Here is a 20,352-nt window from a genome sequence, read left to right as displayed (position 1 = left end):
GGGCAGCGTCCAGGTACAGATGGACCAGCTCATGGCCTGCGAGACCGCCAAGGTCTTCGCCGTCTACGGCAAGGGCGGCATCGGCAAATCGACGACCTCCTCCAACCTCTCCGTGGCCTTCTCGCGCATGGGCAAGCGCGTCCTGCAGATCGGCTGCGACCCCAAGCACGATTCCACCTTCACCCTGACCAAGAAGCTGATGCCGACGGTCATCGACGTGCTGGAGACCGTGAATTTCCATTCCGAGGAGCTGCGCGTCGAGGATTTCTGCTTCGAGGGCTATAATGGCGTGATGTGCGTCGAGGCCGGCGGCCCGCCGGCCGGCACCGGCTGCGGCGGCTATGTCGTCGGCCAGACGGTGAAGCTCCTCAAGGAGCATCACCTGCTCGAGGACACCGACGTCGTCATCTTCGACGTGCTGGGCGACGTCGTCTGCGGCGGTTTCGCCGCCCCGCTCCAGCATGCCGAGCGCGCGGTCATCGTCACCGCCAATGATTTCGACTCGATCTTTGCGATGAACCGCATCGTCGCGGCGATCAAGGCGAAGTCGAAGAATTACGAGGTCCGCGTCGGCGGCGTCATCGCCAACCGCTCGGCCGGGACCGACGAGATCGACCGCTTCAACGCCGCCACCGGGCTGAAGCGTCTCGCCCATTTCCCGGATCTCGACGCCATCCGCCGCTCGCGGCTGAAGAAGGCGACTTTGTTCGAGATGGGCGACGCGCCCGAGGTGCTGGCCGTGCAGCGCGAATATATGAGCCTCGCCGAGCAGCTCTGGGCCGGCGGTCCGGCGCTCGACGCCCGCCCGATGAAGGATCGCGAGATCTTCGACTTCCTGGGGTATGAGTGATGGCGGACATCTCCTATGCGCGCCGTCGCGGCGAGCTGAAGACCTATTTCGACCGCACGGCCGTCGAGGCCTGGTCGCGGCTGACCTCGGACGCGCCGGTCAGCGGCATCCGCGCCACCGTCCGCGCCGGGCGCGTCGCCATGCGCGAGACCCTGCTCGGCTGGCTGCCGGACGATCTCGGCGGCGCCCGCATCCTCGATGCCGGCTGCGGCACCGGCGCGCTCGCCGTCGCCGCCGCTCTGCGCGGGGCCGACGTCGTGGCCATCGACCTCTCGCCGACCCTGGTCGCTCTGGCCCAGGACCGCGCCCCGCGCGACCTCCGGCGCGGCTCGATCCGGTTCCACAGCGGCGACATGCTGGACCCCGCGCTCGGCCGCTTCGACCATGTCGTGGCGATGGATTCGCTGATCCATTACGAGGCCGCCGACATCGTCGGCGTGCTCGCCGGGCTGGCCTCGCGCACCCGCGCCTCGATGCTGATCACCTTCGCGCCCCGCACCCCGGCGCTGGCGCTGATGCATCTCGTCGGCCGGGCCTTTCCGCGCGCCGACCGCGCCCCGGCGATCGAGCCGGTCAGCGAGAACGGCCTCGCCCGGCAGATCCGCCTGGAACCCGGCCTCGCCGCCTGGCAGCCGGCCCGCACCCGCCGGATCTCGAGCGCCTTCTACAAATCCCAGGCGCTGGAGCTGGTGCGGTCATGAACCCGGTCTCGGCCGCCTTGGTGAAGGGTCTGACGCGGATCGGTCCGCGCTGGCTGCCTTTCGCCGATGCGGCCACCGCCGAATTGCCGCTCGGCCGCATCCTGCGCCTCTCGCTGTTCCAGGTCGCGGTCGGCATGGCCAGCGTGCTGCTGGTCGGCACGCTCAACCGGGTGATGATCGTCGAATTGTCTGTGCCGGCCTGGGTGGTCGCGCTGATGGTCTCGCTGCCCTTCCTCTTCGCGCCCCTGCGCGCCCTGATCGGCTATCGCTCGGACACGCATCGCTCCGTGCTGGGCTGGCGGCGCGTGCCCTATATCTGGTTCGGCTCGCTGCTGCAGTTCGGCGGGCTCGCGATCATGCCCTTCGCCCTGCTGGTCCTGTCCGGGGACGGTGTCGGCCCGGTGCTCTACGGCCAGATCGGCGCGGCGCTGGCCTTCCTGCTGGTCGGCGCCGGGCTCCACACCACCCAGACGGCGGGGCTCGCCCTCGCGACCGATCTCGCCACGCCGGCGACGCGCGCCAGGGTCGTGGCGCTGCTTTACGTCACGCTTCTCGCCGGCATGGTGCTGAGCGGGGTGGTGTTTTCCTGGCTGCTGGCGGATTTCACCCCGCTCAGGCTGATCCAGGTCGTTCAGGGCGCCGCGGTCGCGACCATGGCGCTGAACATCGTGGCGCTGTGGAAACAGGAGGTGCGCAATCCCGCCCGCACCGCACCGGGCCGCGATCGGCCCGCCTTCCGCACCGCCTTCGCCGCCCTGATCCAGGACAGGCGCAGCCTGCGCTTCCTCGTCGCCGTCGGGCTCGGCACGGCGGCCTTCAACATGCAGGACATCATCCTGGAGCCGTTCGGCGCGCAGGTCCTGCATCTCAGCGTCAGCGGCACCACCATCCTGACCGCGCTGCTGGCCGCAGGCGCGCTCGCCGCCTTCGCCCTGTCGGCGCGCGCCCTCTCGGCGGGGATCGACCCCTATCGCCTGGCGGCGCTCGGCATCGTCTCCGGCCTGGTCGCCTTTCCCTGCGTGATCTTCTCCGGAGCCGTCGATGCCGCGACCCTGTTCCGGTTCGGCGTCGTCCTGATCGGCTTCGGCGGCGGGCTGTTCGCGGTCGCGACGCTGACCACCGCCATGGAGATCGAGAGCGGCGGGATGAACGGGCTGGCGGTCGGGGTCTGGGGCGCGGTCCAGGCCAGTGCCGCCGGCCTGTCCATCGCGCTCGGCGGCGCCATCCGCGACATCGTCGCCGGGCTGGCCGAGCGCGGCGCGCTGGGGCCGGGCTTCGGCGATCCCGCCATCGCCTACGGCGTCGTCTACCACATCGAGATCGCGCTGCTCTTCGCCACGCTGATCGCCATCGGCCCGCTCGTTCGCAGCGCCGGGGCGAGACGCGGCCCTGCCATCGCCCGTTTCGGACTTGCCGAATTCCCGAGCTGAAGCCTTGCGCCCAAGGAGGGCCCCCGCATGCGTGAGATCATGGGATATATCGACGTCGCCCAGGTCACGATCTGGCTGTTCTGGCTCTTCTTCGCCGGGCTGATCATCTATCTCCGCCGCGAGGACCGGCGCGAGGGCTACCCGCTGGAATCCGATACCCATCCCGGCCGTCTGCTGCCGGCGAGCCTGATCTTCTATCCCGCGCCGAAAACCTTCAAGCTCGCCAGCGGGGCGCGCGTCAGCGTGCCCGACGGCCGCCCCGACAGCCGCGTCCTCGCCGCACGCCCGACCGCACCCTGGCCGGGCGCGCCGCTGGCGCCGACCGGGCCGAATCCGATGCTGGATTCGATCGGTCCCGGTTCCTGGGCCGAACGCGCCGACATGCCCGAGATGACCTATGACCACCATCTCAAGATCGTGCCGGTCAGGGTCGCCAGCGGCTATTCGATCTCGCATGGCGGCGATCCGCGGGGCTATGACGTGATCGGCGCCGATCACAAGGTGGCCGGCAAGATATTCGATCTCTGGATCGACCGGTCTGAAGCGCTGATCCGCTATTTCGAGGTCGAGCTGAGCAGCGGGCGCCATGTCCTGCTGCCGGTGAATTTCTGCGTCATCAAGGCCGGCGGCGCCCGCAAGGGCGTGGGTGCGGCCATCGTCGACGCGCTGCTGGCGCATCAGTTCGAGGATGTCCCCGCCACGCGGACGCCCGATTCCGTGACGCGGCTCGAGGAAGAGAAGATCTGCGCCTATTACGGCGCCGGCACGCTCTATGCGACGCCGCTGCGGGCGGAGCCGCTGCTATGAGCGACGACTTCGCCTTCGAGCCGATTCGCGGCCTGCCGGAGCGTCCGCCCGAGGGCGAGCGCATCCTCTGGCAGGGTTCGCCGGACTGGCGCGCTCTGGCCTGGCGCGCCTTCCATATCCGCGAGGTCGCCTTCTATTTCGCGGCGCTGGTCGCGGCCCAGCCGCTGCTGGCACTGATGGAGGGCGGGCTCGGCCGCGCCACCGCCGCCTCCATGGCCTGGATCGCGCTCGCCGCCGGGCTGGCCATGGCCTGCCTCGGCTTCATCGCCTGGCTGACGGCGCGGGGCAGCGTCTACACCATCACCAGCCGGCGGCTGGTGCTGCGCATCGGGGTCGCGCTGCCGATCACCATCAACCTGCCCTTCGCCCTGGTCGCCGGGGCCGGGCTGCGGCTGCGCCGCGACGGCACGGGCGATCTGCCGCTGGCGCTGAAGCCGGGCGAGCGGGTCTCCTATGCCGTGCTCTGGCCGCATGCCAGGCCCTGGCGGCTGTCGCGGCCGGAGCCGATGCTGCGCTGCGTCCCCGATGCGGCGGAGATCGGCGATCTGCTCGGCCGCGCGCTCGCCGCTCATCATGGCCAGCCCAGCCCGGCCCGCCTCGCGCAGCAGCCCTCCGGCGAGAGCATCGCCCTGCCGCAGGGCGCGGCGGCGGCGGGTTGAGGGAGCGTGTCATGACCCATGCCGAGGCCAGGCACAGACCCGCCCCAGCGACGATGCCGCGCTGGCCGCTCTACGGCATGGCGGCGCTGGCGCTGTCGGCGCTGGCGATCACCGGCTTCGCCCGCGGCACCGGCATCGGCGTCACCGGCGTGCCGGAGAGCCCGGCGGTGGCCGCCATCGATCTCGTCTTCGCCGATCGCGAGGACGGCTCCGCGACCGTCAGCGACGCCTCGGGCCGGCTGCTCGCGACCTTGCCGGTCAGCACGGAGGGCTTCGTTCGCGGCGCCACCCGGGCTCTGGTCAGGGACCGCAAGCGCCTCGGCCTCGGCCCCGAAATCCCGTTCCGGCTGGAGCGCCGCGCCAATGGCCGGCTCAGCCTCGGCGATCCCGCCACCGGCGGGCGCATCGAGCTCGATGCCTTCGGACCCAGCAATTCCGGCGCCTTCGCGCGCTTTCTTCCCACCCCAGGAGGCCGGTGATGACCGATCTTTCGCTCACTGATCACGGCCTGGCGGAGGCCAGGCAGTTCGATGTCGGCTGCACCATCGAGGTGTCCCACACCTTCGAGAGCCTGCACGCCCATGTCACCCTCGACGGCGATGTCCGGATCAGGCCCGGCGACGAGGTCATCGTCCATGGCGAGCCGATCAAGGTGCCCTATGGCGAGGTGCAGAGCTTCCGCCGCATCGCGACGGTGACGCGCGCCAGCGCCCTGGAACAGCTCTGGACCAAGATCTCCGGCCGCGCCGAATTCATGGAACTGCTGGAATTCAGCTTCTCGGAAAGGACCAAGCTATGAGCGCCGCAGCCCTCTCGGCCGCCGATCTCCGGGCGGCCCCCAACGAAGCCACGCGCATCGCCCAGCAGGACACGATGCTGACGCCGCGCTTCTACACCACCGATTTCGAGGAGCTCGACCGCATCGACGTGACCCCGGTGCGGGCCGAATGGGACGTGCTGCTGGCGGAGATGAAGAGCGACCCGAACAAGGGCCATTTCACCCGCAACGCCGAGTGGAAGCTCGAGCTCGAGAAGATCCCCGAGCCGCTCCGCAAGGAGTTCATCGACTTCCTGATCTCCTCGCTGACGGCCGAGTTTTCCGGCTGCGTTCTCTATGCCGAGATGCGCAAGCGCGGCACCAACCCCGACATCTGCGAGCTGTTCAAATATATGAGCCGGGACGAGGCCCGCCATGCCGGCTTCATCAACGACGCGCTCAAGGAGTTCAGCATCGGCGTCGATCTCGGCTTCCTGACCAAGGCCAAGAAATACACCTTCTTCAAGCCGAAATTCATCTTCTACGCGACCTATCTCTCGGAGAAGATCGGCTATGCCCGCTACATCACCATCTATCGCCATCTGGAGAAGCACCCGGAGAAATGCTTCCACCCGATCTTCAAATGGTTCCGGGAATGGTGCAATGACGAGTTCCGGCACGGCGAGGCCTTCTCGCTGCTGATGCGGGCCAATCCGCATCTGCTGACCGGCGCCAACAAGCTCTGGGTCCGCTTCTTCCTGCTCGCCGTCTATGCCACCATGTATGTGCGCGACCATGTCCGGCCGGAATTCCACAAGGCGCTGGACATCGACCCGACGGAATATGACTTCACCGTCTTCCGCACCACCTCCGAGATCTCGCGGCAATGCTTCCCGCTGATGCTCGACACCGACAACCCGGCCTTCCGGGCCGGGCTGGAGCGGGTGCGGATCCTGGCCGGCAAGATCGCCGAGGCCGCGGAAGAGGGCGGGCTGGCGGCGGGGCTGCGCAAGCGCCTCTACCAGGCGCAGGTCGGCGCGACCCTGCTGCGGCTCTATCTGCTGCCGACGATCCCCAACGAGATCCCGCGGACCAGCCGGCTGCAGCCGGCCTATTGAAGGGACGCGCCCCGTGGCGACCTATGGCGTGCCGATCCTCGCGACGCTGATCACCTGGTGGTTTTCCACCGGGGCGATCCTCTATCTCGACGGGCTGGCGCGCAAAACCTTCCGGTGGAGCTTCGCGGCCGCCACGCTCCTGGCGCTCCTGGCGCTCTGGGGGGTGGTGGCGACGGCGGGCGATACCAGCACCGGCGGCGCCTATCTCGCATGCGCCAGCGCGCTGATGCTCTGGGGCTGGAACGAGATGGCCTTCCTCTTCGGCTACGTCACCGGGCCGCGGCGCGAGCCCTGCCTGCCCGGCAGCCGCGGCGTCGCCCGCTTCCTGCAGGCGACGCGCGCCGTGCTCCACCATGAGCTCGCCTTGCTGGCGACGCTGCTGCTGATCGCCCTACTGAGCCATGGCGGCGACAACCGCTTCGCGCTGGCGAGCTTCGCCCTGCTCTTCGCGATGCGGCTCTCGACCAAGCTCAACATCTTTCTCGGCATGCCGAACACCACGGTCGAGTTCCTGCCGCAGCATCTCGGCTATCTCACCTCCTATTTCCGGCAGAAGCCGATGAACCTGCTCTTCCCGCTCTCGATCACCGCCGCCACGCTCTTGACCTCGATCATTGTCGAGCGGGCGCTGGTCGAGGATCCCTTTCTGGCGACAGGCTACACGCTGCTGGCGACGCTGGCGGCGCTCGGCCTGATCGAACACTGGTTTCTGGTCCTGCCGCTTCCCGTGGCCGGGCTGTGGAGCTGGAGTCTGGCGTCGCATCGCGATCACCAGCCCGCGCCCGTGCCGGCGCTGGCTCCGCCGACCGCGACACCGCGCACCATTTCCGGCTCGTCTTTGGTTGCGTAGGATCTAGCATCGGCCCAAAGCTGGTCCCCGGTCAGGGGAAAGCCGATGCAAGACAAAGAGTCGGATCGCCCGGTTCGGTGATCATCAAGACCTGCAGGAGGCTGCCGATGGACTACGAGACATTTTTCCGGACGGAGCTCGACGGTCTCCGCAAGGAGGGCCGCTACCGGGTCTTCGCCGATCTCGAGCGCCAGGTCGGCCATTTCCCGCGCGCCACCTATCACGGCGCCGACGGCCCGCGTGACGTCACCGTCTGGTGCTCCAACGATTATCTCGGCATGGGCCAGCATCCCGACGTGCTCGCGGCGATGCACCGCGCGCTCGATGGCTGCGGCGCCGGCGCCGGCGGCACCCGCAATATCGGCGGCACCAATCATTATCACGTGCTGCTGGAGCAGGAGCTGGCCGATCTCCACGGCAAGGAAGCGGCGCTGCTGTTCAACTCCGGCTACATGTCGAACTGGGCCTCGCTCTCCACCTTCGCCGCCCGCATCCCCGATTGCGTGGTGCTGACCGATGCCATGAACCACGCCTCGATGATCGAGGGGATCCGCCATTCCCGCGCCGACCGGGTGATCTTCGCGCATAACGACCCGGATGATCTGCGCCGCAAGCTGCAGGCCATCGATCCGCGCCGCCCCAAGCTGATTGCCTTCGAATCCGTATATTCCATGGATGGCGACATCGCGCCGATCGCCGCCTTCTGCGATCTCGCCGACGAGTTCGGCGCCATGACCTATATCGACGAGGTCCATGCGGTCGGGCTCTACGGTCCGCGTGGCGGCGGCGTCAGCGAGCGGGACGGGCTGTCCGACCGGCTGACCGTGATCGAGGGCACGCTGGCCAAAGGCTTCGGCATCATGGGCGGCTATATCGCCGCCTCCGCCGCGACCTGCGACTTCATCCGCAGCTTCGCCTCCGGCTTCATCTTCTCGACCTCGCTGCCCCCGGCCCTGGCCGCCGGCGCGCTGGCCTCGATCCGCCATCTCAAGCAGAGCCAGGCCGAGCGTCACGGCCAGCAGGAGCGGGTGGCGGAGCTGCGGGCGCGGCTCGACGCGATCGGCATCCCGCATCTCCCCAACCCCAGCCATATCGTGCCGGTGATGGTGGGCGATCCCGTGCTCTGCAAGCGCATCAGCGACGAGCTGCTCGAGCGCTTCGACATCTATGTCCAGCCGATCAACTATCCCACCGTGCCGCGCGGCACCGAGCGGCTGCGGATCACCCCGTCGCCGCTGCATTCCCGCGCCGATATCGACCATCTCATCGGCGCGCTGACCGCGATCTGGGGGCAGGTGGGGCTGAAGCTCGCGGCCTGATCCCCCGGCGCGGCGGGGAGCGGCCCCAGTCCGCAGTCTGGCCCGCTCAGATGGCGGCCAGCGCCTGAGCGAGATCGGCGATCAGGTCGTCGGGATGTTCGAGCCCGATCGAGAGCCGGATCATGCCCTCCGTCACGCCCATCGCGGCCCTGATCTCGGCCGCGAAGCGCTGATGCGTCGTGGTGGCGGGGTGGACGATCAGGCTCTTGGCGTCGCCGAGATTATTCGAGATCCGGATCAGCTTCACCGCGTTGAGCAGCCGGAAGGCGGCCTCCTTGCCGCCGGCCACCTCGAAGGCGATCAGCGTCGAGGGGCCGCTCATCTGCCTGGCGATGATCGCCGCCTGGGGATGATCGGCGCGGCCGGGGAAGATCAGCCTGGTCAGCTGGCTCTGTCCGGCCAGCCAATCCGCCACTTGCGCGGCGCTGCGGGCCTGGCGCTCGATGCGCAGCGGCAGGGTCTCCAGCGCCTTCAGCATCACCCAGGCGTTGAAGGGCGAGAGGGCCGGGCCGGTCTGGCGCAGGAAGGTCTGGACATGGGTGGTGATGAAGGCCTCCGAGGCGAGGATGAGCCCGCCGAGGCAGCGCCCCTGCCCGTCGATATGCTTGGTGGCGGAATAGACCACGCAATCCGCGCCGAGCTCCAGCGGGCGCTGGAACAGCGGGGTCGCGAAGACATTGTCGACCACCAGCGTCGCGCCGGCCTCCTTGGCCAGAGCGGCCACGGCGGCGATGTCGATCACCTCCAGCGTCGGGTTGGAGGGGCTTTCCAGGAAGAGGACCTTGGTATTGGGCCGGATCGCCGCCCGCCAGGCCGCGAGATCGGTGCCGTCGACCAGCGTCGAGTCCACGCCGTAGCGCGGCAGATGCTCTTCCACGACATAGCGGCAGGAGCCGAACAGCGCGCGCGCCGCCACGACGTGGTCGCCGGCCTGGACCTGGCCCATCACCGCCGCGGTCACGGCCGCCATCCCGGTCGCCGTGGCGCGGCAGGCCTCGGAGCCCTCGAAGGCGGCCATGCGCTGCTCCAGCATCGCCACCGTCGGATTCGAGAAGCGGGCATATTGGAAGCCCGGATCCTTGTTCAGGAAGCGCGCCTCGCATTGCTCGGCGCTGTCATAGACATGGCCCTGGGTCAGGAACAGCGCCTCGGAGGTCTCGCCGAATTGCGAGCGCATCGTGCCGGCATGGACCAGGCGGGTCTCCGGGTGGAGCGCGCGTGCAGCTTCCGGCGAGTTCGACATGACATAACGCCCAAACGTTCGATAAAACGGACGCTTGGAATATCATCGCCCTCCGACGTCGTAAAGCGGGTTTATTTTTCTTCGCCGGGGGATATCGCCTGGCTCGCCAGTGGCGCCAGAAACCCGGTCAGGTCGTTGGTGACGTAATGGACATGGCCGGCCTCGATCGCGGCCTGTTCCCAGGCCTCCCGGAACGGGTCGGGCGTGCGCGGGATGATCAGCACGGTCTTCATGCCGAGCGCGCTCGGCACCAGCAGATTCTTCTCGATATCCTCGAACATCGCCGCCCGGCCGGGATCGACCGCGTGTTTGGCGAGGAAATGCTCATAGGTCTCCCGCTCCGGCTTGGGCCGGAAGCCGGCCTCGACGATATCGAAGATATCCTCGAAATGATGCAGGATGCCGAGCTTGCCGGCGACGTTCTCGGCATGGCCGCGCGAACCGTTGGTCAGGATCAGCTTGCGCCCGGGCAGCGCCGCGATCGCCTCGCCAAGCTTCGGATCGGGATCGAGCAGGCTGAGATCGATCTGGTGCGCGAAATCGAGGAAATCGTCGGGATCGACGTCATGCTCCTCCATCAGCCCCTTCAGCGTGGTGCCGTAGCGCTGGTAATAGTATTTTTGCAGGGCGCGCGACGACATCCCGTCCAGCCCGAAGAGTTCGGTCAGGAACAGCGTGATCCGCTCGTCGACCTGCGGCCAGACCTTGGCCTCGTGCGAATAGAGCGTGTTGTCGAGATCGAAGATCCAGTGATCGACATGCGCGAACGCCTCCCGCTGCAGGGGCGGCAGGGCATCGGGCGAGAAAGCGTGCGTGTTCATTTCAAATGCGCCAGTGCGGTCCCGAGATGTGGGGCCGCGATCATGCCACGCAAGTCCTGACCCGAGCCTTAGCGCCGCGCCACCCCCGGCGGCGGCCGGGGGCGGAGCGTTTGCAGGCAGGCTCAGCGCCGGATGATTGTCCCCGAGCCGGTATCGGTGAAGAGTTCGATCAGCGCGGCATGGGGCACTTTCCCGTCCAGGATGACCACGGCCTCGACGCCCTTTTCCAGTGCGTAGATGCAGGTCTCGATCTTCGGGATCATGCCGCCCGAAATGGTGCCGTCGGCGATCAGCCGGCGGCACTGCTCGATGGTCAGCTCCGGGATCAGCGTCTTGTCCTTGTCGAGCACGCCCGGCACGTCGGTGAGCAGCAGCAGCCGCTTGGCGTTCAGCGCCCCGGCGATGGCGCCGGCGAAGGTGTCGGCGTTGACATTATAGGTCTGCCCATCGGCCGCGGCGCAGACCGGCGCCAGCACCGGGATCAGCTCCGCCTTGAGGACGGCGTCGAGCACCGTCGTGTCGACCCGGTCGGGCTCGCCGACGAAACCGAGATCCAGCACCTGCTCGATATGGGAATCGGGATCGACGATGGTGCGCTGGACCTTGCGCGCCGTCACCATGTTGCCGTCCTTGCCGCAGAGGCCGATCGCCTTGCCGCCCTCGCGGGTGATGGTGCCGACGAGCTCCTTGTTGACCGAGCCGGCCAGGACCATTTCGACGACGTCGACCGTCGCGGCGTCGGTGACGCGCAGCCCCTGCTTGAACTCGGATTTGATGCCGAGCTTCTCGAGCATCCGGGCGATCTGCGGCCCGCCGCCATGGCAGACCACCGGCTTCAGGCCGGATTGCTCCAGCAACACGATGTCTTCCGCGAAATCCTCCGCCGTGGCGGCGTCGCCCATGGCGTTGCCGCCATATTTGATCACGATCACCTCCTGGTCATAGCGCTGCATATGCGGCAGCGCCTGCACCAGCAGGTCGGCGGCTTGGGACGGCGTCATATGGGCGGGAGGAATCATCGGCAGGCTCCGCGCGACCGCAGGAAGGGTGCGGCGCGCTTCTAGCCGAACTTGGCAGCGGGCGGAAGGATGCTTCGGCGCAGCTCGCCCAGACCGCGATATTGCAACTTAAGATTGTAAAATTGAAAGACTCGCGCTTTAGTTCCGCGGCGGCATGAGGCCGCAGGAGAAGGGGGATTTAAGCATGAGCAGTTTGAGCTGCAGGGATCCGAACGGCGATCTCTGGGAAATCTATTCGTCGAACAGCCAGTGGCGCTGGCGACGCACCGCGCGGAACGGCGACATCGTCGGCGCGTCGACGGAGGCCTATGTCAATCGCGCCGATTGCATCGCCAATGCGCGGCGCAACGGCATGGGCTGCGACCCGAAATAGGTTTACGGGGCTCGCCGCGGCAGCAAGGCGGCGACGGCGAGCCCCAGCCAGCCGCCCAGCATGAGCCAGCCGCCGGTGGGGGCGGCCATGGGAAAGATCCCGGTGCCGGCGAAGCCGCGGCGCGCGAGATCGGCCGCGAACAGGGCGGCGCCCAGAACCAGCGCCGAAACCGCCAGCCGCGCCGGCAGATCCGCGAATTGCCCGGCCTTGCGCGCGGCCGTCGCCGCCATCACCGCGGCGGCGTGGAACAACAGCATCTGGCCGGCGGTCTGCACGTTCTGCGTACCGGTCACATGCGCGGCCGCGGCCAGGAGAGCGACGCCGGCGAAGCCCATCAGGGCGGCCAGCGCCAGATGCAGCCTGGTCGCGCCGATCATGGCCGGCTCCTTCCGGTCACGGTCCTGTCCTTACGGTCTTCAGCCCTGCCGGCCCGTCGGGAGCGATCGGTCATTGCGCGTCGAACCAGCTCTTCCATTGCGGCACGGCGGTGGCGAAGGTGCCGCGATGGCTGGTCGGCCCGGTCGAGACCGCCTCGACCCGGTCATTGCCGATCGCCTTCTGATAGGTCATCGGCAGCTGGCCGAGGCCGATGCTGATCGCCTCGTCGGTCTCGCCATAGAAGGTCTTCACCGGCGTCCTCACCACCCAGCGATAGGCCTGCGTCTTCGCCACGATCCGGCCATAGGCGGAATCGGCGAACACCTGCGGGTCGAAATACTCCGGCTTGATCAGCTTGCGCAGATCCGTCGGCACGGCGGCGGGGTCGAAGGGCTCGCGCCGATAGGCCTTTCGCGAGACCTCGTAGCTCTCTTCGGTCAGGAGCGCCCGCGCGAGGCCGGGCACGCCGTAATATTCCTCGAAGGAAAAGGCGGTGAGGATGAAGATCGTCGGGATCCAGGCCGCGTCGATCTTGCGCGGGAAGGCGAGGAACCCGTTGAAGCCGACGAAGGCGTCGGCGGGGGCGCTGGCGGTCGCCGCCGCCTTGACCGGCACGCCATCGGCCTCCAGCCGCTCCAGCATCGCCAGCGTCACGAAGCCGCCCTGCGACCAGCCGGCGAGGAAGAGCTTGCTGTCGGCGAGCTTGAGATCGGCCAGCACGGCGCGGGCGGCGCGAACCATGTCGGCGGTCGCCTGCTGATGGCTGCCGGTGACCATGTAGCCTTCCGGCTCGGTCGACACGCCCATGCCGAAATAATCCGCCCCGATCAGCAGATAGCCCTGCCCGGCGAATTGCGCGATCATCAGCTGGGTCTCCTCCGACTGGTCGGGGAAGGAGGGGACCTGCTGTTTTCCGTAGACCGTGCCGTGCTGGTAGGAGACCATCGGGAAATTGGTATCGGCCGTGTCCGGCACCGCGAGCAGCCCGCTCGCCAGGATCGGCCGGTTGCCCTTCTCGGGCACCACCGACTGGTAGGTCACGCGGTAGAGCTTCACCGCATTGCGCGCCTTGCTGTAGCCGACGGTGATCCCGGCGAATTTCGGCGTATCGACGCTGAGGATCCGGTCGAGCCTGTCGACGTCCCAGCGCTGGATCAGCTCGTAGCTCACGCCGGAGGCGACCTTGATCGGGGCGTTCTGCTGGCTGAAAGCCGGGGAAAACCCGCCCAGCAGCAGCAGGACGGACAGGATTCTGAAGACGAACGCCATGATGCTTCCCCGGCCTCGCGGCCGGTCAGGGGCCGCCCGTCGCGAAGCGCCGAGCATCGCGCGGTCGCGGTAAAGATTGCGTTGCGTCAGGGCAAGGCGTGCCGCCGCGGCCTCATGCCCGCTCAGCCAGGACCCGGCCGATCGCGGCGCGCAGCTCCGGGATCCCCAGGCCGCTCTCGCTGGAGGTCAGCAGCACTTCGGGGAAGGCGGCGGGCCGGCGCTTGATCTCGTCATAAGTCGCCTCGACCATGAATTGCTGATCGGCCTTCTTGATCGCATCGCCCTTGGTGAGCACGATCTGATAGGAGACCGCCGCCTTGTCGAGCGTCTCCAGCACGGCGCCGTCGACATCCTTCAGCCCATGGCGGGCGTCGATCAGCACATAGACGCGCATCAGATTGGAGCGTCCGCGCAGATATTCATGGATCAGATTGGTCCAGGCCGCGACCTTGTCGCGTCCGACGGCGGCATAGCCATAGCCGGGCATGTCGACGATGGTCAGCCGCTCGTCATGCCCGACCTGGCGGAAGAAATTGAGCTGCTGCGTCCGGCCGGGCGTATGCGAGGTCCGCGCCAGCGCGTTGCGCCGGGTGATCGCGTTGATCAGGCTGGATTTGCCGACATTGGAGCGGCCCGCGAAGGCGATCTCCTGGCCGACCATCGGCGGCAGATCGTCATGCCGGGTCGAGGCCCAGACGAAGTCCCAGGGACCTTCGAAAAGCTTGCGGGCCGCCTCGATCTCCTCGGGCGCATAGGGCGTGGTCAGGCTGCTGGTCATGCCCTTCCCTACACGGCCGCGCGCAGCGCGTCGATGTCGGCGGCCGCGATCGCCCGCACATTCCGGCCGATCCTGTCGGCGTCCCAGTTCCACCAGGCGATGGCGAGAAGCTCGGCGACGATCTCCGGCGGGAACCGCATCCGCACCACCCGGCCGGGATTGCCGACCACCACCGCATAGGGCGGCACGTCAGCCGCCACCTGCGCCCGCGTCCCGATGATCGCGCCCTCGCCGATGCGCACTCCCGGCATGATCACCGCCTCGCGGCCGATCCAGACGTCATGGCCGATCACGGTGTCGCCGCGATGCGGCAGCGCCGTCACATCGGGCGCGCCGGCCACGCCGAACATCTGGAACGGATAGGTGGAGAACCCGCCCATCGGATGGTTGGCGCCGTTCATGATGAACTGGGCCGCCTGGGCGATGGCGACGAAGCGGCCGATGATCAGCCGGTCGCCGACGGCGTCGAAATGATAGCGCACGCAGCGCGCGACGAAATGTTCGGGGCCGCGGGAATCGTCGTAATAGCTGTAATCCCCGACCTCGATCCGCGGATCATCGACGATCGCGCGCAGGAAGGCGGTGCCTTTCCAGCCGGCGATGGGGTGGCGGGTCAGCGGATCGGGGAGGGACATCGGGGGGCGAATAGCGAATAGCGAATGGCGAATAGCGAGTGGCGAGTGGCGCGGCCTTCGCCATTCGCCATTCGCCACTCGCTCCGCTCATTTCTTGTTACTATTCGCCGGCTTGCCCGGTGCCGGGACGGCGGCTGCAACGGCCGGCTTCTTGCCGAACATGCCCTTGAGATTGTCGAAGAGCTCGATCTTCGCACCGTGCTTGCGCATGATGTAGCCCTGCTGGAGGATCGAGAGCAGGTTGTTCCAGGTCCAGTAGATCACCAGCCCGGCCGGGAACGAACCGAGCAGGAAGGTGAAGAACACCGGCATCCAGGTGAACATCATCTTCTGGACCGGATCCGGCGGCTCCGGATTCATCTTCATCTGCACGAACATCGTGATGCCCATCAGGATCGGCCAGGCGCCGATCAGCAGGAAGGCCGGCACGGCGAAGGGCAGGAGCCCGAACAGGTTGAAGATCGAGGTGGGATCCGGCGCGGCGAGATCGCGGATCCAGCCGAAGAACGGCGCATGCCGCATTTCGATGGTGACGAACAGGATCTTGTAGAGCGCGAAGAACACCGGGATCTGCAGCAGCACCGGCCAGCAACCCGCGATCGGGTTGATCTTCTGGGTCTTGTACAGCTCCATCAGAGCCTGCTGCTGCTTCATCTTGTCGTCGGCATAGCGCTCGCGGATCGCCATCATCTCCGGCTGCACCGCCTTCATCTTCGCCATCGAGGCATAGGATTTCGAGGCGAGGGGGAAGAACAGGCCCTTGAGCAGCAGGGTGACGACCAGGATGGCGATGCCGAAATTGCCGACATGCTTGTAGATCCAGTCCATCACATAGAACATCGGCTTGGTGATGAAATAGAACCAGCCCCAGTCGATCAGCAGCTCGAAACGCTTGATGCCGAGCGTCTTCTCATAGCCGTCGATCGCGGCGACTTCCTTGGCGCCGGCGAAGAGCCTGGCCTGCACGCCGCCGCTGGCCCCGGCCGCGATGGTCACCGGCTCGGCCAGGAAATCCGCCTGATAGGTGCGCTGGCTGCCGGTCTGGACCGAGGAATAGCGCCCCTCATATTTGCGCGCCTGGTCGGGGACGACGGCGGCCGCCCAATATTTGTCGGTGATGCCGACGAAACCGCCGACGGCGTCCTTCCAGACCTTGCCATGCGTGCCCGGCGCCAGCAGCGGCTCCTTGTCGACATGGTCATAGGTGTATTCCTGCAGCCCCTGCTCGCCGAGATTGCCGATCATGCCCTCGTGCAGGACGTAATAGCCGAGGGTCGGCGGCTTGCCCTGGCGCACCACCTGGCCATAGGGGAACAGCGTCACCGGCGCGCCCGAGCGGTTCTCCACATCGTCGCGGATGGTGAACATCGCATTGTCGTCGATGGTGATGACGCGCTTGAAGATCAGTCCCTGGCCATTGTCGTGGCTCAGCGTCAGCGGCGTGCCGGGACGCAGGATCTGCGCATCAGCCGTCCACAGCGTCGTGGCGTTGGGCAGGGCGACGTTGCTGCCCGGCCCGGCCACCCAGCCGAAATCGGAATAATACGGGTTCGGGCCGCCGAGCGGCGAGAGCAGCACGATGTTCGGGCTGTCGGCGGAGACGGTCTCGCGATAGGCCTTGAGCGAGACGTCGTCGATGCGGGCGCCGGTCAGCGAGATCGAGCCCTGGATCTTCGGGGTTTCGATCCTGATGCGCGGGCTGCGCGCCAGCGCCTGCTCGCGGGTCTCGGCCGTCAGCGCCGCCGGCGCGGCGGTCCCGGGCGCGCTCGCCGGCTGGCCGGGCGCGGTGCCGGGGGCCGGCACGGCCTGGCCCGGCAGCGGCGTCGACTGCGCCTGCTGGTTCTGCTGCGCGATCTGCTTCTGCTTCTCGGCCTGCGGCACGCCGTAGAAATACTGCCAGCCGAGCAGGACGACCACCGAGAGGGTGATCGCGAGAAGCAGGTTGCGATTGTCTTCTTTCATCATGATCGAAAATCGGTCTCGCTCAGGCCCGGTCGGGGCGCGGGGTTTGGACGGGCGCTGCGCCGTCTGCAGGCTTGCGGCGTCGCTCGCGGTCGGCGGCGCCGGGCTTCGCCGGCCGGGCGCGGTCGAGCGCCACGGACAGCTCGGCGACGAGAAGCGGGAAGGGCGCGGTCAGCGTCTCGGGACGGGCGACCACCACGATGTCGCAGGGGCGGCCGGCCTGCGCTGCGAGCGCGATCGCGGCCGCGGCGCGCAGCCTGCGGCGAATGCGGTTGCGCTTCACCGAATTGCCGGTCTTGCGCGAGGCGGTGAGGCCGAGCCGCAGACCGTCCTGCCCCTCCTCCGGCGCGGCGTCGCGCACCTGGGCGGAGAAGGCGGACGAACGAAAGCGGCGGCCATGAGCGGCCGCCGCCAGAAAATCCTTGCGTTGCTTCAGCCGTGAGAGACGGGTCGGGCGGTCTGGACGCATGGCGCTGTGCCAATCTTCGTCAAAACGGCGCGTCGCCCTCACGCGCCCGCGGCTCAGGCCGACAGGCGCTTGCGACCATGCGCCCGGCGGGCGGCGATGACCTTGCGGCCACCCTTGGTCGCCATGCGGGCGCGGTAGCCGTGGCGGCGCTTGCGCACCAGCTTGCTGGGTTGATAGGTTCTTTTCACGGTCCGACTCCGGGGGCCTCGTCAGCATCGCGGCCGCAGCCTTCCGGGGAAAGCCTGGCCTGCCGAGCCTGTCATGCAAAAATCTCCGCGCCGCCCGTGAGGCTGCGCAAGTGGCGGGCTTATGACGGATGGCATGGCCCAAGTCAATGCCGAACCGGCCGGCTGCGACGTCGCTGCAGCAGCCGCGATCTCGCAAACGGCGGCTCCGGCTCGCGATGACGGCGTCCTTCTGCGTGGAGACGGTTCGGGCGCGCCCTCACGGACCATGCGCATGCGGACGCCGGCTTGCAACTCGCCGCGACATCCCCGATATAGCGCCCGGGAGGTTGGCGAGGGACGTCTCACTCGCCAACCGGGTCAGGTCCGGAAGGAAGCAGCCCTAACGAGACCGAACGGGTCTTCGTCCAGCCTCCCACCGTGCCGCCTCGCGGCCTGCGGCGACGCCGCCCGGGCAAACGCTGCCTGGGGAAGCGCCGCAACTGCCAGGCTCTGGCGGCATCCGGCGTTGACCGCCGCCTCGCGATTGGCGAAAGCAGTCGGATGACAGACGCAATCGACACTGCCGAAGAGCCGGGCTTCGCCGGCTTCGCGCCGGCACCGGCGCCGAGCGCTCCGGCCGCGCCCTATCGCGTCCTCGCCCGCAAATACCGCCCCGCGCATTTCGGCGATCTGATCGGCCAGGATGCGATGGTGCGCACCCTGACCAACGCCTTCGCCTCGGGCCGCATCCCCCAGGCCTGGATGCTCACCGGCGTCCGCGGCGTCGGCAAGACCACCACCGCCCGCATCCTGGCGCGGGCCCTGAATTTCCAGACCGCCGATGGCGGCGGCGCACCGACCACCGAGCTCCGCGATTTCGGCATCCATTGCCTGGACATCATCGAGGGCCGCCATATCGACGTGATGGAGATCGACGCCGCCTCCAACAACGGCGTCGACAATGTCCGCCAGATCAACGACGCGGTGCGCTACGCCCCGGTCTCGGCGCGCTACAAGGTCTACATCATCGACGAAGTCCATATGATGACGACGCAGGCCTTCAACGCCCTGCTCAAGACGCTGGAAGAGCCGCCGCCCCACGCCAAATTCATCTTCGCCACCACCGAGATCGGCAAGGTGCCGATCACCGTGCTCTCGCGCTGCCAGCGCTTCGATCTGCGCCGGGTCGAGGCGGGCGTGCTGGTCTCGCATCTCTCGAACCTCTGCCGCACCGAGGCCGTCGAGGCCGAGCCGGAGGCGCTCGCCGCCATCGCCCGCGCCGCGGAAGGCTCGGTCCGCGATTCCCTCTCGATCCTCGACCAGGCGATCGCCCATGCCGCGGGCGCGATCACGCTGGAGGATGTCCGCGCGATGCTCGGCCTCGCCGACCGCGCCCGCATCATCGATCTCTTCGAGAGCGTGATGAAGGGCGAGATCGCGGCCGCCCTCGGCGAGCTGCGCGCCCAATACGATGCCGGCGCCGATCCCGCCGTGGTGCTGGGCGATCTCGCCGAATTCACCCATCTGGTGACCCGGCTCAAGCTCGTCCCCGAAGCCGCGCGCGACGATGCGCTGAGCCAGGCCGAGCGGGTGCGCGGCGGGGATTTCGCCGAGCGGCTCTCCGTGCGCGTACTGGCCCGCAGCTGGCAGATGCTGCTGAAGGGCATCGCCGAGGTGAAGCAGGCGGACCGGCCGATCATGGCGGCGGAGATGGTGCTGGTGCGCCTCGCCCATGCCGCCGATCTGCCGACGCCGGACGAGGCGCTGAAGCTGCTGCGCGACGGGGGCGGGGCGGTTCCCGCCAGCCCCGGCGGCGGCTCCGCCCCCCGTCCCCCGGCCGGCGGCGGCAACACCGCGCTGGCGGCGCGCCCGGTCCTGGCCAGCGCCAACCCGCTGCCGCAGGCGCAGGCGCAGGCGGCGCCGCTGGTGCAGCTCGCCTCGCTGGAGGATGTGGTGGCGCTCGCCTCGCAGAACCGCGACATCACCTTGAAGCTGGCGCTGGAGCGCGATGTCCGCCCGGTGCGGTTCGAGCCCGGCCGCATAGAATTCTCGCTGACGCCCGGTGCGCCGCGCCACCTCGCCACCGATCTCTCGCGCAAGCTCAAGGACTGGACCGGCCAGACCTGGATGGTCGCGGTGGTGACCGCCGAGGGCGGCGCCACGCTGCGCGAACAGGCGGAGGCGCTGAAGGGGCGGCGCGAGAGCGACGCCGCCTCCCACCCCGCCGTCAGGGCGGTGCTCGAGCGCTTTCCCGGTGCGCGCATCGTCGATGTCCGCGATCCCCGGGCGGCGGCGCCAGAGCCGGCCCCTGGCGTCGAAGCCGAGGATGCCTATCTCTCGGATGGCGAGCCGCTGTTCGACGATAGCGAGCCCGATTTCGACGGCATCGATTTCTGAGCGACCGGACAGGAGGCGATAAGACCATGCGCGACATGATGGGCCTGATGAAGCAGGCGCAGCAGATGCAGCAGAAGATGGCCGATGTTCAGGCCGAGCTCGACACGATCGAGGTGGAGGGCGCGGCCGGCGGCGGCATGGTCAAGGTCACCATGACCGCCAAGGGCGCGCTGAAGGCCGTGGCGATCGACCCCGCGCTGATGGTGCCGGACGAGCGCGAGATCCTGGAGGATCTGATCGTCGCGGCCTGCAGCGATGCCCGCACCCGCGCCGAGCGCGTGATGGGCGAGCGCATGGCCGAGATCACCAAGGGCCTGCCGATCCCGCCCGGCATGAAGCTGTTCTGAGCG

The 20,352-nt window shown here is 68.2% G+C and carries 23 protein-coding genes and 1 other RNA gene; 14 read left to right on the top strand and 10 right to left on the bottom strand.

Features of this window, described 5'->3' with window-relative positions; genetic code table 11:
• The first annotated feature begins 19 nt into the window (after nucleotides 1-19).
• From bchL to hemA, 10 genes are all read left to right on the top strand, one after another.
• A complete protein-coding gene (bchL, locus tag ASG72_RS05025) occupies nucleotides 20-850 on the top strand; it encodes a ferredoxin:protochlorophyllide reductase (ATP-dependent) iron-sulfur ATP-binding protein (RefSeq protein ID WP_210168553.1) in 831 nt (276 codons plus the stop codon).
• Nucleotides 850-1,551: a magnesium protoporphyrin IX methyltransferase gene (bchM, locus tag ASG72_RS05020; RefSeq protein ID WP_056709612.1), complete on the top strand. Its 702-nt coding sequence runs from the start codon at nucleotides 850-852 to the stop codon at nucleotides 1,549-1,551. The genes bchL and bchM overlap by 1 nt, the downstream gene beginning before the upstream one ends.
• Nucleotides 1,548-2,981: a BCD family MFS transporter gene (locus ASG72_RS05015; RefSeq protein WP_056709610.1), complete on the top strand. Its 1,434-nt coding sequence runs from the start codon at nucleotides 1,548-1,550 to the stop codon at nucleotides 2,979-2,981. Before bchM ends, ASG72_RS05015 begins: the two co-directional genes overlap by 4 nt.
• Nucleotides 2,982-3,008: 27 nt before the next feature.
• Nucleotides 3,009-3,788 carry a photosynthetic reaction center subunit H gene (gene puhA, locus ASG72_RS05010; RefSeq protein ID WP_056709607.1) on the top strand — a complete coding sequence of 260 codons (780 nt, stop codon included), beginning with the start codon at nucleotides 3,009-3,011 and terminating at the stop codon, nucleotides 3,786-3,788.
• Entirely contained in the window at nucleotides 3,785-4,447 is a 663-nt protein-coding gene (puhB, locus tag ASG72_RS05005; RefSeq protein ID WP_056709606.1) for a photosynthetic complex putative assembly protein PuhB, read from the top strand. Before puhA ends, puhB begins: the two co-directional genes overlap by 4 nt.
• Nucleotides 4,448-4,458: 11 nt before the next feature.
• A complete protein-coding gene (gene puhC / locus ASG72_RS05000; RefSeq protein WP_082540082.1) occupies nucleotides 4,459-4,926 on the top strand; it encodes a photosynthetic complex assembly protein PuhC in 468 nt (155 codons plus the stop codon).
• Nucleotides 4,926-5,246, top strand: coding sequence for a hypothetical protein (locus tag ASG72_RS04995; RefSeq protein WP_056709598.1), 321 nt, complete (start codon nucleotides 4,926-4,928; stop codon nucleotides 5,244-5,246). Before puhC ends, ASG72_RS04995 begins: the two co-directional genes overlap by 1 nt.
• On the top strand, nucleotides 5,243-6,322 hold the full coding sequence (acsF, locus tag ASG72_RS04990) for a magnesium-protoporphyrin IX monomethyl ester (oxidative) cyclase (RefSeq protein ID WP_056709593.1): 1,080 nt from the start codon (nucleotides 5,243-5,245) through the stop codon (nucleotides 6,320-6,322). The genes ASG72_RS04995 and acsF overlap by 4 nt, the downstream gene beginning before the upstream one ends.
• A gap of 13 nt (nucleotides 6,323-6,335) precedes the next feature.
• Complete coding sequence (gene puhE, locus ASG72_RS04985; RefSeq protein WP_056709583.1) at nucleotides 6,336-7,172, top strand: putative photosynthetic complex assembly protein PuhE; 837 nt, start codon at nucleotides 6,336-6,338, stop codon at nucleotides 7,170-7,172.
• 107 nt (nucleotides 7,173-7,279) lie between these two features.
• Nucleotides 7,280-8,491, top strand: coding sequence for a 5-aminolevulinate synthase (hemA, locus tag ASG72_RS04980; protein WP_056709985.1), 1,212 nt, complete (start codon nucleotides 7,280-7,282; stop codon nucleotides 8,489-8,491).
• Nucleotides 8,492-8,537: 46 nt separating this feature from the next.
• Here the strand turns inward: hemA and ASG72_RS04975 are convergent, their stop codons facing one another.
• From ASG72_RS04975 to argB, 3 genes are all read right to left on the bottom strand, one after another.
• Nucleotides 8,538-9,734, bottom strand: coding sequence for an O-succinylhomoserine sulfhydrylase (locus tag ASG72_RS04975; protein ID WP_056709581.1), 1,197 nt, complete (start codon nucleotides 9,732-9,734; stop codon nucleotides 8,538-8,540).
• 71 nt (nucleotides 9,735-9,805) lie between these two features.
• Nucleotides 9,806-10,555, bottom strand: coding sequence for a pyrimidine 5'-nucleotidase (locus ASG72_RS04970; protein ID WP_056709579.1), 750 nt, complete (start codon nucleotides 10,553-10,555; stop codon nucleotides 9,806-9,808).
• 122 nt (nucleotides 10,556-10,677) lie between these two features.
• Nucleotides 10,678-11,574, bottom strand: a complete 897-nt coding sequence (argB, locus tag ASG72_RS04965; RefSeq protein ID WP_200939889.1) for an acetylglutamate kinase — start codon at nucleotides 11,572-11,574, stop codon at nucleotides 10,678-10,680.
• A gap of 184 nt (nucleotides 11,575-11,758) precedes the next feature.
• Here argB and ASG72_RS04960 point away from each other — a divergent pair, with 184 nt between their 5' ends.
• Entirely contained in the window at nucleotides 11,759-11,947 is a 189-nt protein-coding gene (locus ASG72_RS04960) for a DUF1508 domain-containing protein (protein WP_056709575.1), read from the top strand.
• Between the two features lie 2 nt (nucleotides 11,948-11,949).
• Here the strand turns inward: ASG72_RS04960 and ASG72_RS04955 are convergent, their stop codons facing one another.
• The 7 genes from ASG72_RS04955 to rpmH form a co-directional block, all read right to left on the bottom strand.
• The gene (locus ASG72_RS04955; protein ID WP_056709573.1) at nucleotides 11,950-12,324 is read right to left on the bottom strand and encodes a DUF423 domain-containing protein; all 375 of its coding nucleotides are present in this window, start codon (nucleotides 12,322-12,324) and stop codon (nucleotides 11,950-11,952) included.
• Nucleotides 12,325-12,394: 70 nt separating this feature from the next.
• Nucleotides 12,395-13,594 (bottom strand): acetylxylan esterase, encoded by a 1,200-nt coding sequence (locus ASG72_RS04950; RefSeq protein ID WP_056709571.1) that lies wholly within the window; start codon nucleotides 13,592-13,594, stop codon nucleotides 12,395-12,397.
• A gap of 112 nt (nucleotides 13,595-13,706) precedes the next feature.
• Nucleotides 13,707-14,372 carry a ribosome biogenesis GTP-binding protein YihA/YsxC gene (gene yihA, locus ASG72_RS04945; RefSeq protein WP_056709569.1) on the bottom strand — a complete coding sequence of 222 codons (666 nt, stop codon included), beginning with the start codon at nucleotides 14,370-14,372 and terminating at the stop codon, nucleotides 13,707-13,709.
• An 8-nt stretch (nucleotides 14,373-14,380) separates the two neighbouring features.
• The gene (locus ASG72_RS04940; RefSeq protein WP_056709567.1) at nucleotides 14,381-15,007 is read right to left on the bottom strand and encodes a CatB-related O-acetyltransferase; all 627 of its coding nucleotides are present in this window, start codon (nucleotides 15,005-15,007) and stop codon (nucleotides 14,381-14,383) included.
• An 87-nt stretch (nucleotides 15,008-15,094) separates the two neighbouring features.
• A complete protein-coding gene (gene yidC / locus ASG72_RS04935) occupies nucleotides 15,095-16,969 on the bottom strand; it encodes a membrane protein insertase YidC (protein WP_056709983.1) in 1,875 nt (624 codons plus the stop codon).
• A gap of 22 nt (nucleotides 16,970-16,991) precedes the next feature.
• Nucleotides 16,992-17,438 (bottom strand): ribonuclease P protein component, encoded by a 447-nt coding sequence (gene rnpA, locus ASG72_RS04930; RefSeq protein WP_056709565.1) that lies wholly within the window; start codon nucleotides 17,436-17,438, stop codon nucleotides 16,992-16,994.
• 53 nt (nucleotides 17,439-17,491) lie between these two features.
• Nucleotides 17,492-17,626, bottom strand: coding sequence for a 50S ribosomal protein L34 (gene rpmH / locus ASG72_RS04925; protein WP_038364779.1), 135 nt, complete (start codon nucleotides 17,624-17,626; stop codon nucleotides 17,492-17,494).
• A 320-nt stretch (nucleotides 17,627-17,946) separates the two neighbouring features.
• Here rpmH and ffs point away from each other — a divergent pair.
• The 3 genes from ffs to ASG72_RS04915 all read left to right on the top strand — a co-directional run bounded on the left by ffs (nucleotide 17,947) and on the right by ASG72_RS04915 (nucleotide 20,349).
• Nucleotides 17,947-18,043: signal recognition particle sRNA small type (gene ffs / locus ASG72_RS20225), an RNA gene on the top strand.
• 123 nt (nucleotides 18,044-18,166) lie between these two features.
• On the top strand, nucleotides 18,167-20,002 hold the full coding sequence (locus ASG72_RS04920) for a DNA polymerase III subunit gamma/tau (protein ID WP_056709563.1): 1,836 nt from the start codon (nucleotides 18,167-18,169) through the stop codon (nucleotides 20,000-20,002).
• Nucleotides 20,003-20,028: 26 nt separating this feature from the next.
• Nucleotides 20,029-20,349 (top strand): YbaB/EbfC family nucleoid-associated protein, encoded by a 321-nt coding sequence (locus tag ASG72_RS04915; RefSeq protein ID WP_056709561.1) that lies wholly within the window; start codon nucleotides 20,029-20,031, stop codon nucleotides 20,347-20,349.
• The last annotated feature ends 3 nt before the right edge of the window (nucleotides 20,350-20,352 follow it).

This window comes from Allobosea sp. Leaf344, assembly GCF_001426225.1.
Lineage (GTDB): Bacteria > Pseudomonadota > Alphaproteobacteria > Rhizobiales > Beijerinckiaceae > Allobosea.
The sequence above is the reverse complement of the archived record's forward strand: the minus strand, read 5'-3'. Positions and strand labels throughout refer to the sequence as shown.

Excerpts from the sequence above, each read along its gene's own strand:
- bchL (WP_210168553.1), top strand. The coding sequence starts at position 20 with ATGGACCAGCTCATGGCCTGCGAGACCGCCAAGGTCTTCGCCGTCTAC.
- bchM (WP_056709612.1), top strand. The coding sequence starts at position 850 with ATGGCGGACATCTCCTATGCGCGCCGTCGCGGCGAGCTGAAGACCTAT.
- ASG72_RS05015 (WP_056709610.1), top strand. The coding sequence starts at position 1,548 with ATGAACCCGGTCTCGGCCGCCTTGGTGAAGGGTCTGACGCGGATCGGT.
- puhA (WP_056709607.1), top strand. The coding sequence starts at position 3,009 with ATGCGTGAGATCATGGGATATATCGACGTCGCCCAGGTCACGATCTGG.
- puhB (WP_056709606.1), top strand. The coding sequence starts at position 3,785 with ATGAGCGACGACTTCGCCTTCGAGCCGATTCGCGGCCTGCCGGAGCGT.
- puhC (WP_082540082.1), top strand. The coding sequence starts at position 4,459 with ATGACCCATGCCGAGGCCAGGCACAGACCCGCCCCAGCGACGATGCCG.
- ASG72_RS04995 (WP_056709598.1), top strand. The coding sequence starts at position 4,926 with ATGACCGATCTTTCGCTCACTGATCACGGCCTGGCGGAGGCCAGGCAG.
- acsF (WP_056709593.1), top strand. The coding sequence starts at position 5,243 with ATGAGCGCCGCAGCCCTCTCGGCCGCCGATCTCCGGGCGGCCCCCAAC.
- hemA (WP_056709985.1), top strand. The coding sequence starts at position 7,280 with ATGGACTACGAGACATTTTTCCGGACGGAGCTCGACGGTCTCCGCAAG.
- ASG72_RS04975 (WP_056709581.1), bottom strand. The coding sequence starts at position 9,734 with ATGTCGAACTCGCCGGAAGCTGCACGCGCGCTCCACCCGGAGACCCGC.
- ASG72_RS04970 (WP_056709579.1), bottom strand. The coding sequence starts at position 10,555 with ATGAACACGCACGCTTTCTCGCCCGATGCCCTGCCGCCCCTGCAGCGG.
- argB (WP_200939889.1), bottom strand. The coding sequence starts at position 11,574 with ATGATTCCTCCCGCCCATATGACGCCGTCCCAAGCCGCCGACCTGCTG.
- ASG72_RS04960 (WP_056709575.1), top strand. The coding sequence starts at position 11,759 with ATGAGCAGTTTGAGCTGCAGGGATCCGAACGGCGATCTCTGGGAAATC.
- ASG72_RS04955 (WP_056709573.1), bottom strand. The coding sequence starts at position 12,324 with ATGATCGGCGCGACCAGGCTGCATCTGGCGCTGGCCGCCCTGATGGGC.
- ASG72_RS04950 (WP_056709571.1), bottom strand. The coding sequence starts at position 13,594 with ATGGCGTTCGTCTTCAGAATCCTGTCCGTCCTGCTGCTGCTGGGCGGG.
- yihA (WP_056709569.1), bottom strand. The coding sequence starts at position 14,372 with ATGACCAGCAGCCTGACCACGCCCTATGCGCCCGAGGAGATCGAGGCG.
- ASG72_RS04940 (WP_056709567.1), bottom strand. The coding sequence starts at position 15,007 with ATGTCCCTCCCCGATCCGCTGACCCGCCACCCCATCGCCGGCTGGAAA.
- yidC (WP_056709983.1), bottom strand. The coding sequence starts at position 16,969 with ATGAAAGAAGACAATCGCAACCTGCTTCTCGCGATCACCCTCTCGGTG.
- rnpA (WP_056709565.1), bottom strand. The coding sequence starts at position 17,438 with ATGCGTCCAGACCGCCCGACCCGTCTCTCACGGCTGAAGCAACGCAAG.
- ASG72_RS04920 (WP_056709563.1), top strand. The coding sequence starts at position 18,167 with ATGACAGACGCAATCGACACTGCCGAAGAGCCGGGCTTCGCCGGCTTC.
- ASG72_RS04915 (WP_056709561.1), top strand. The coding sequence starts at position 20,029 with ATGCGCGACATGATGGGCCTGATGAAGCAGGCGCAGCAGATGCAGCAG.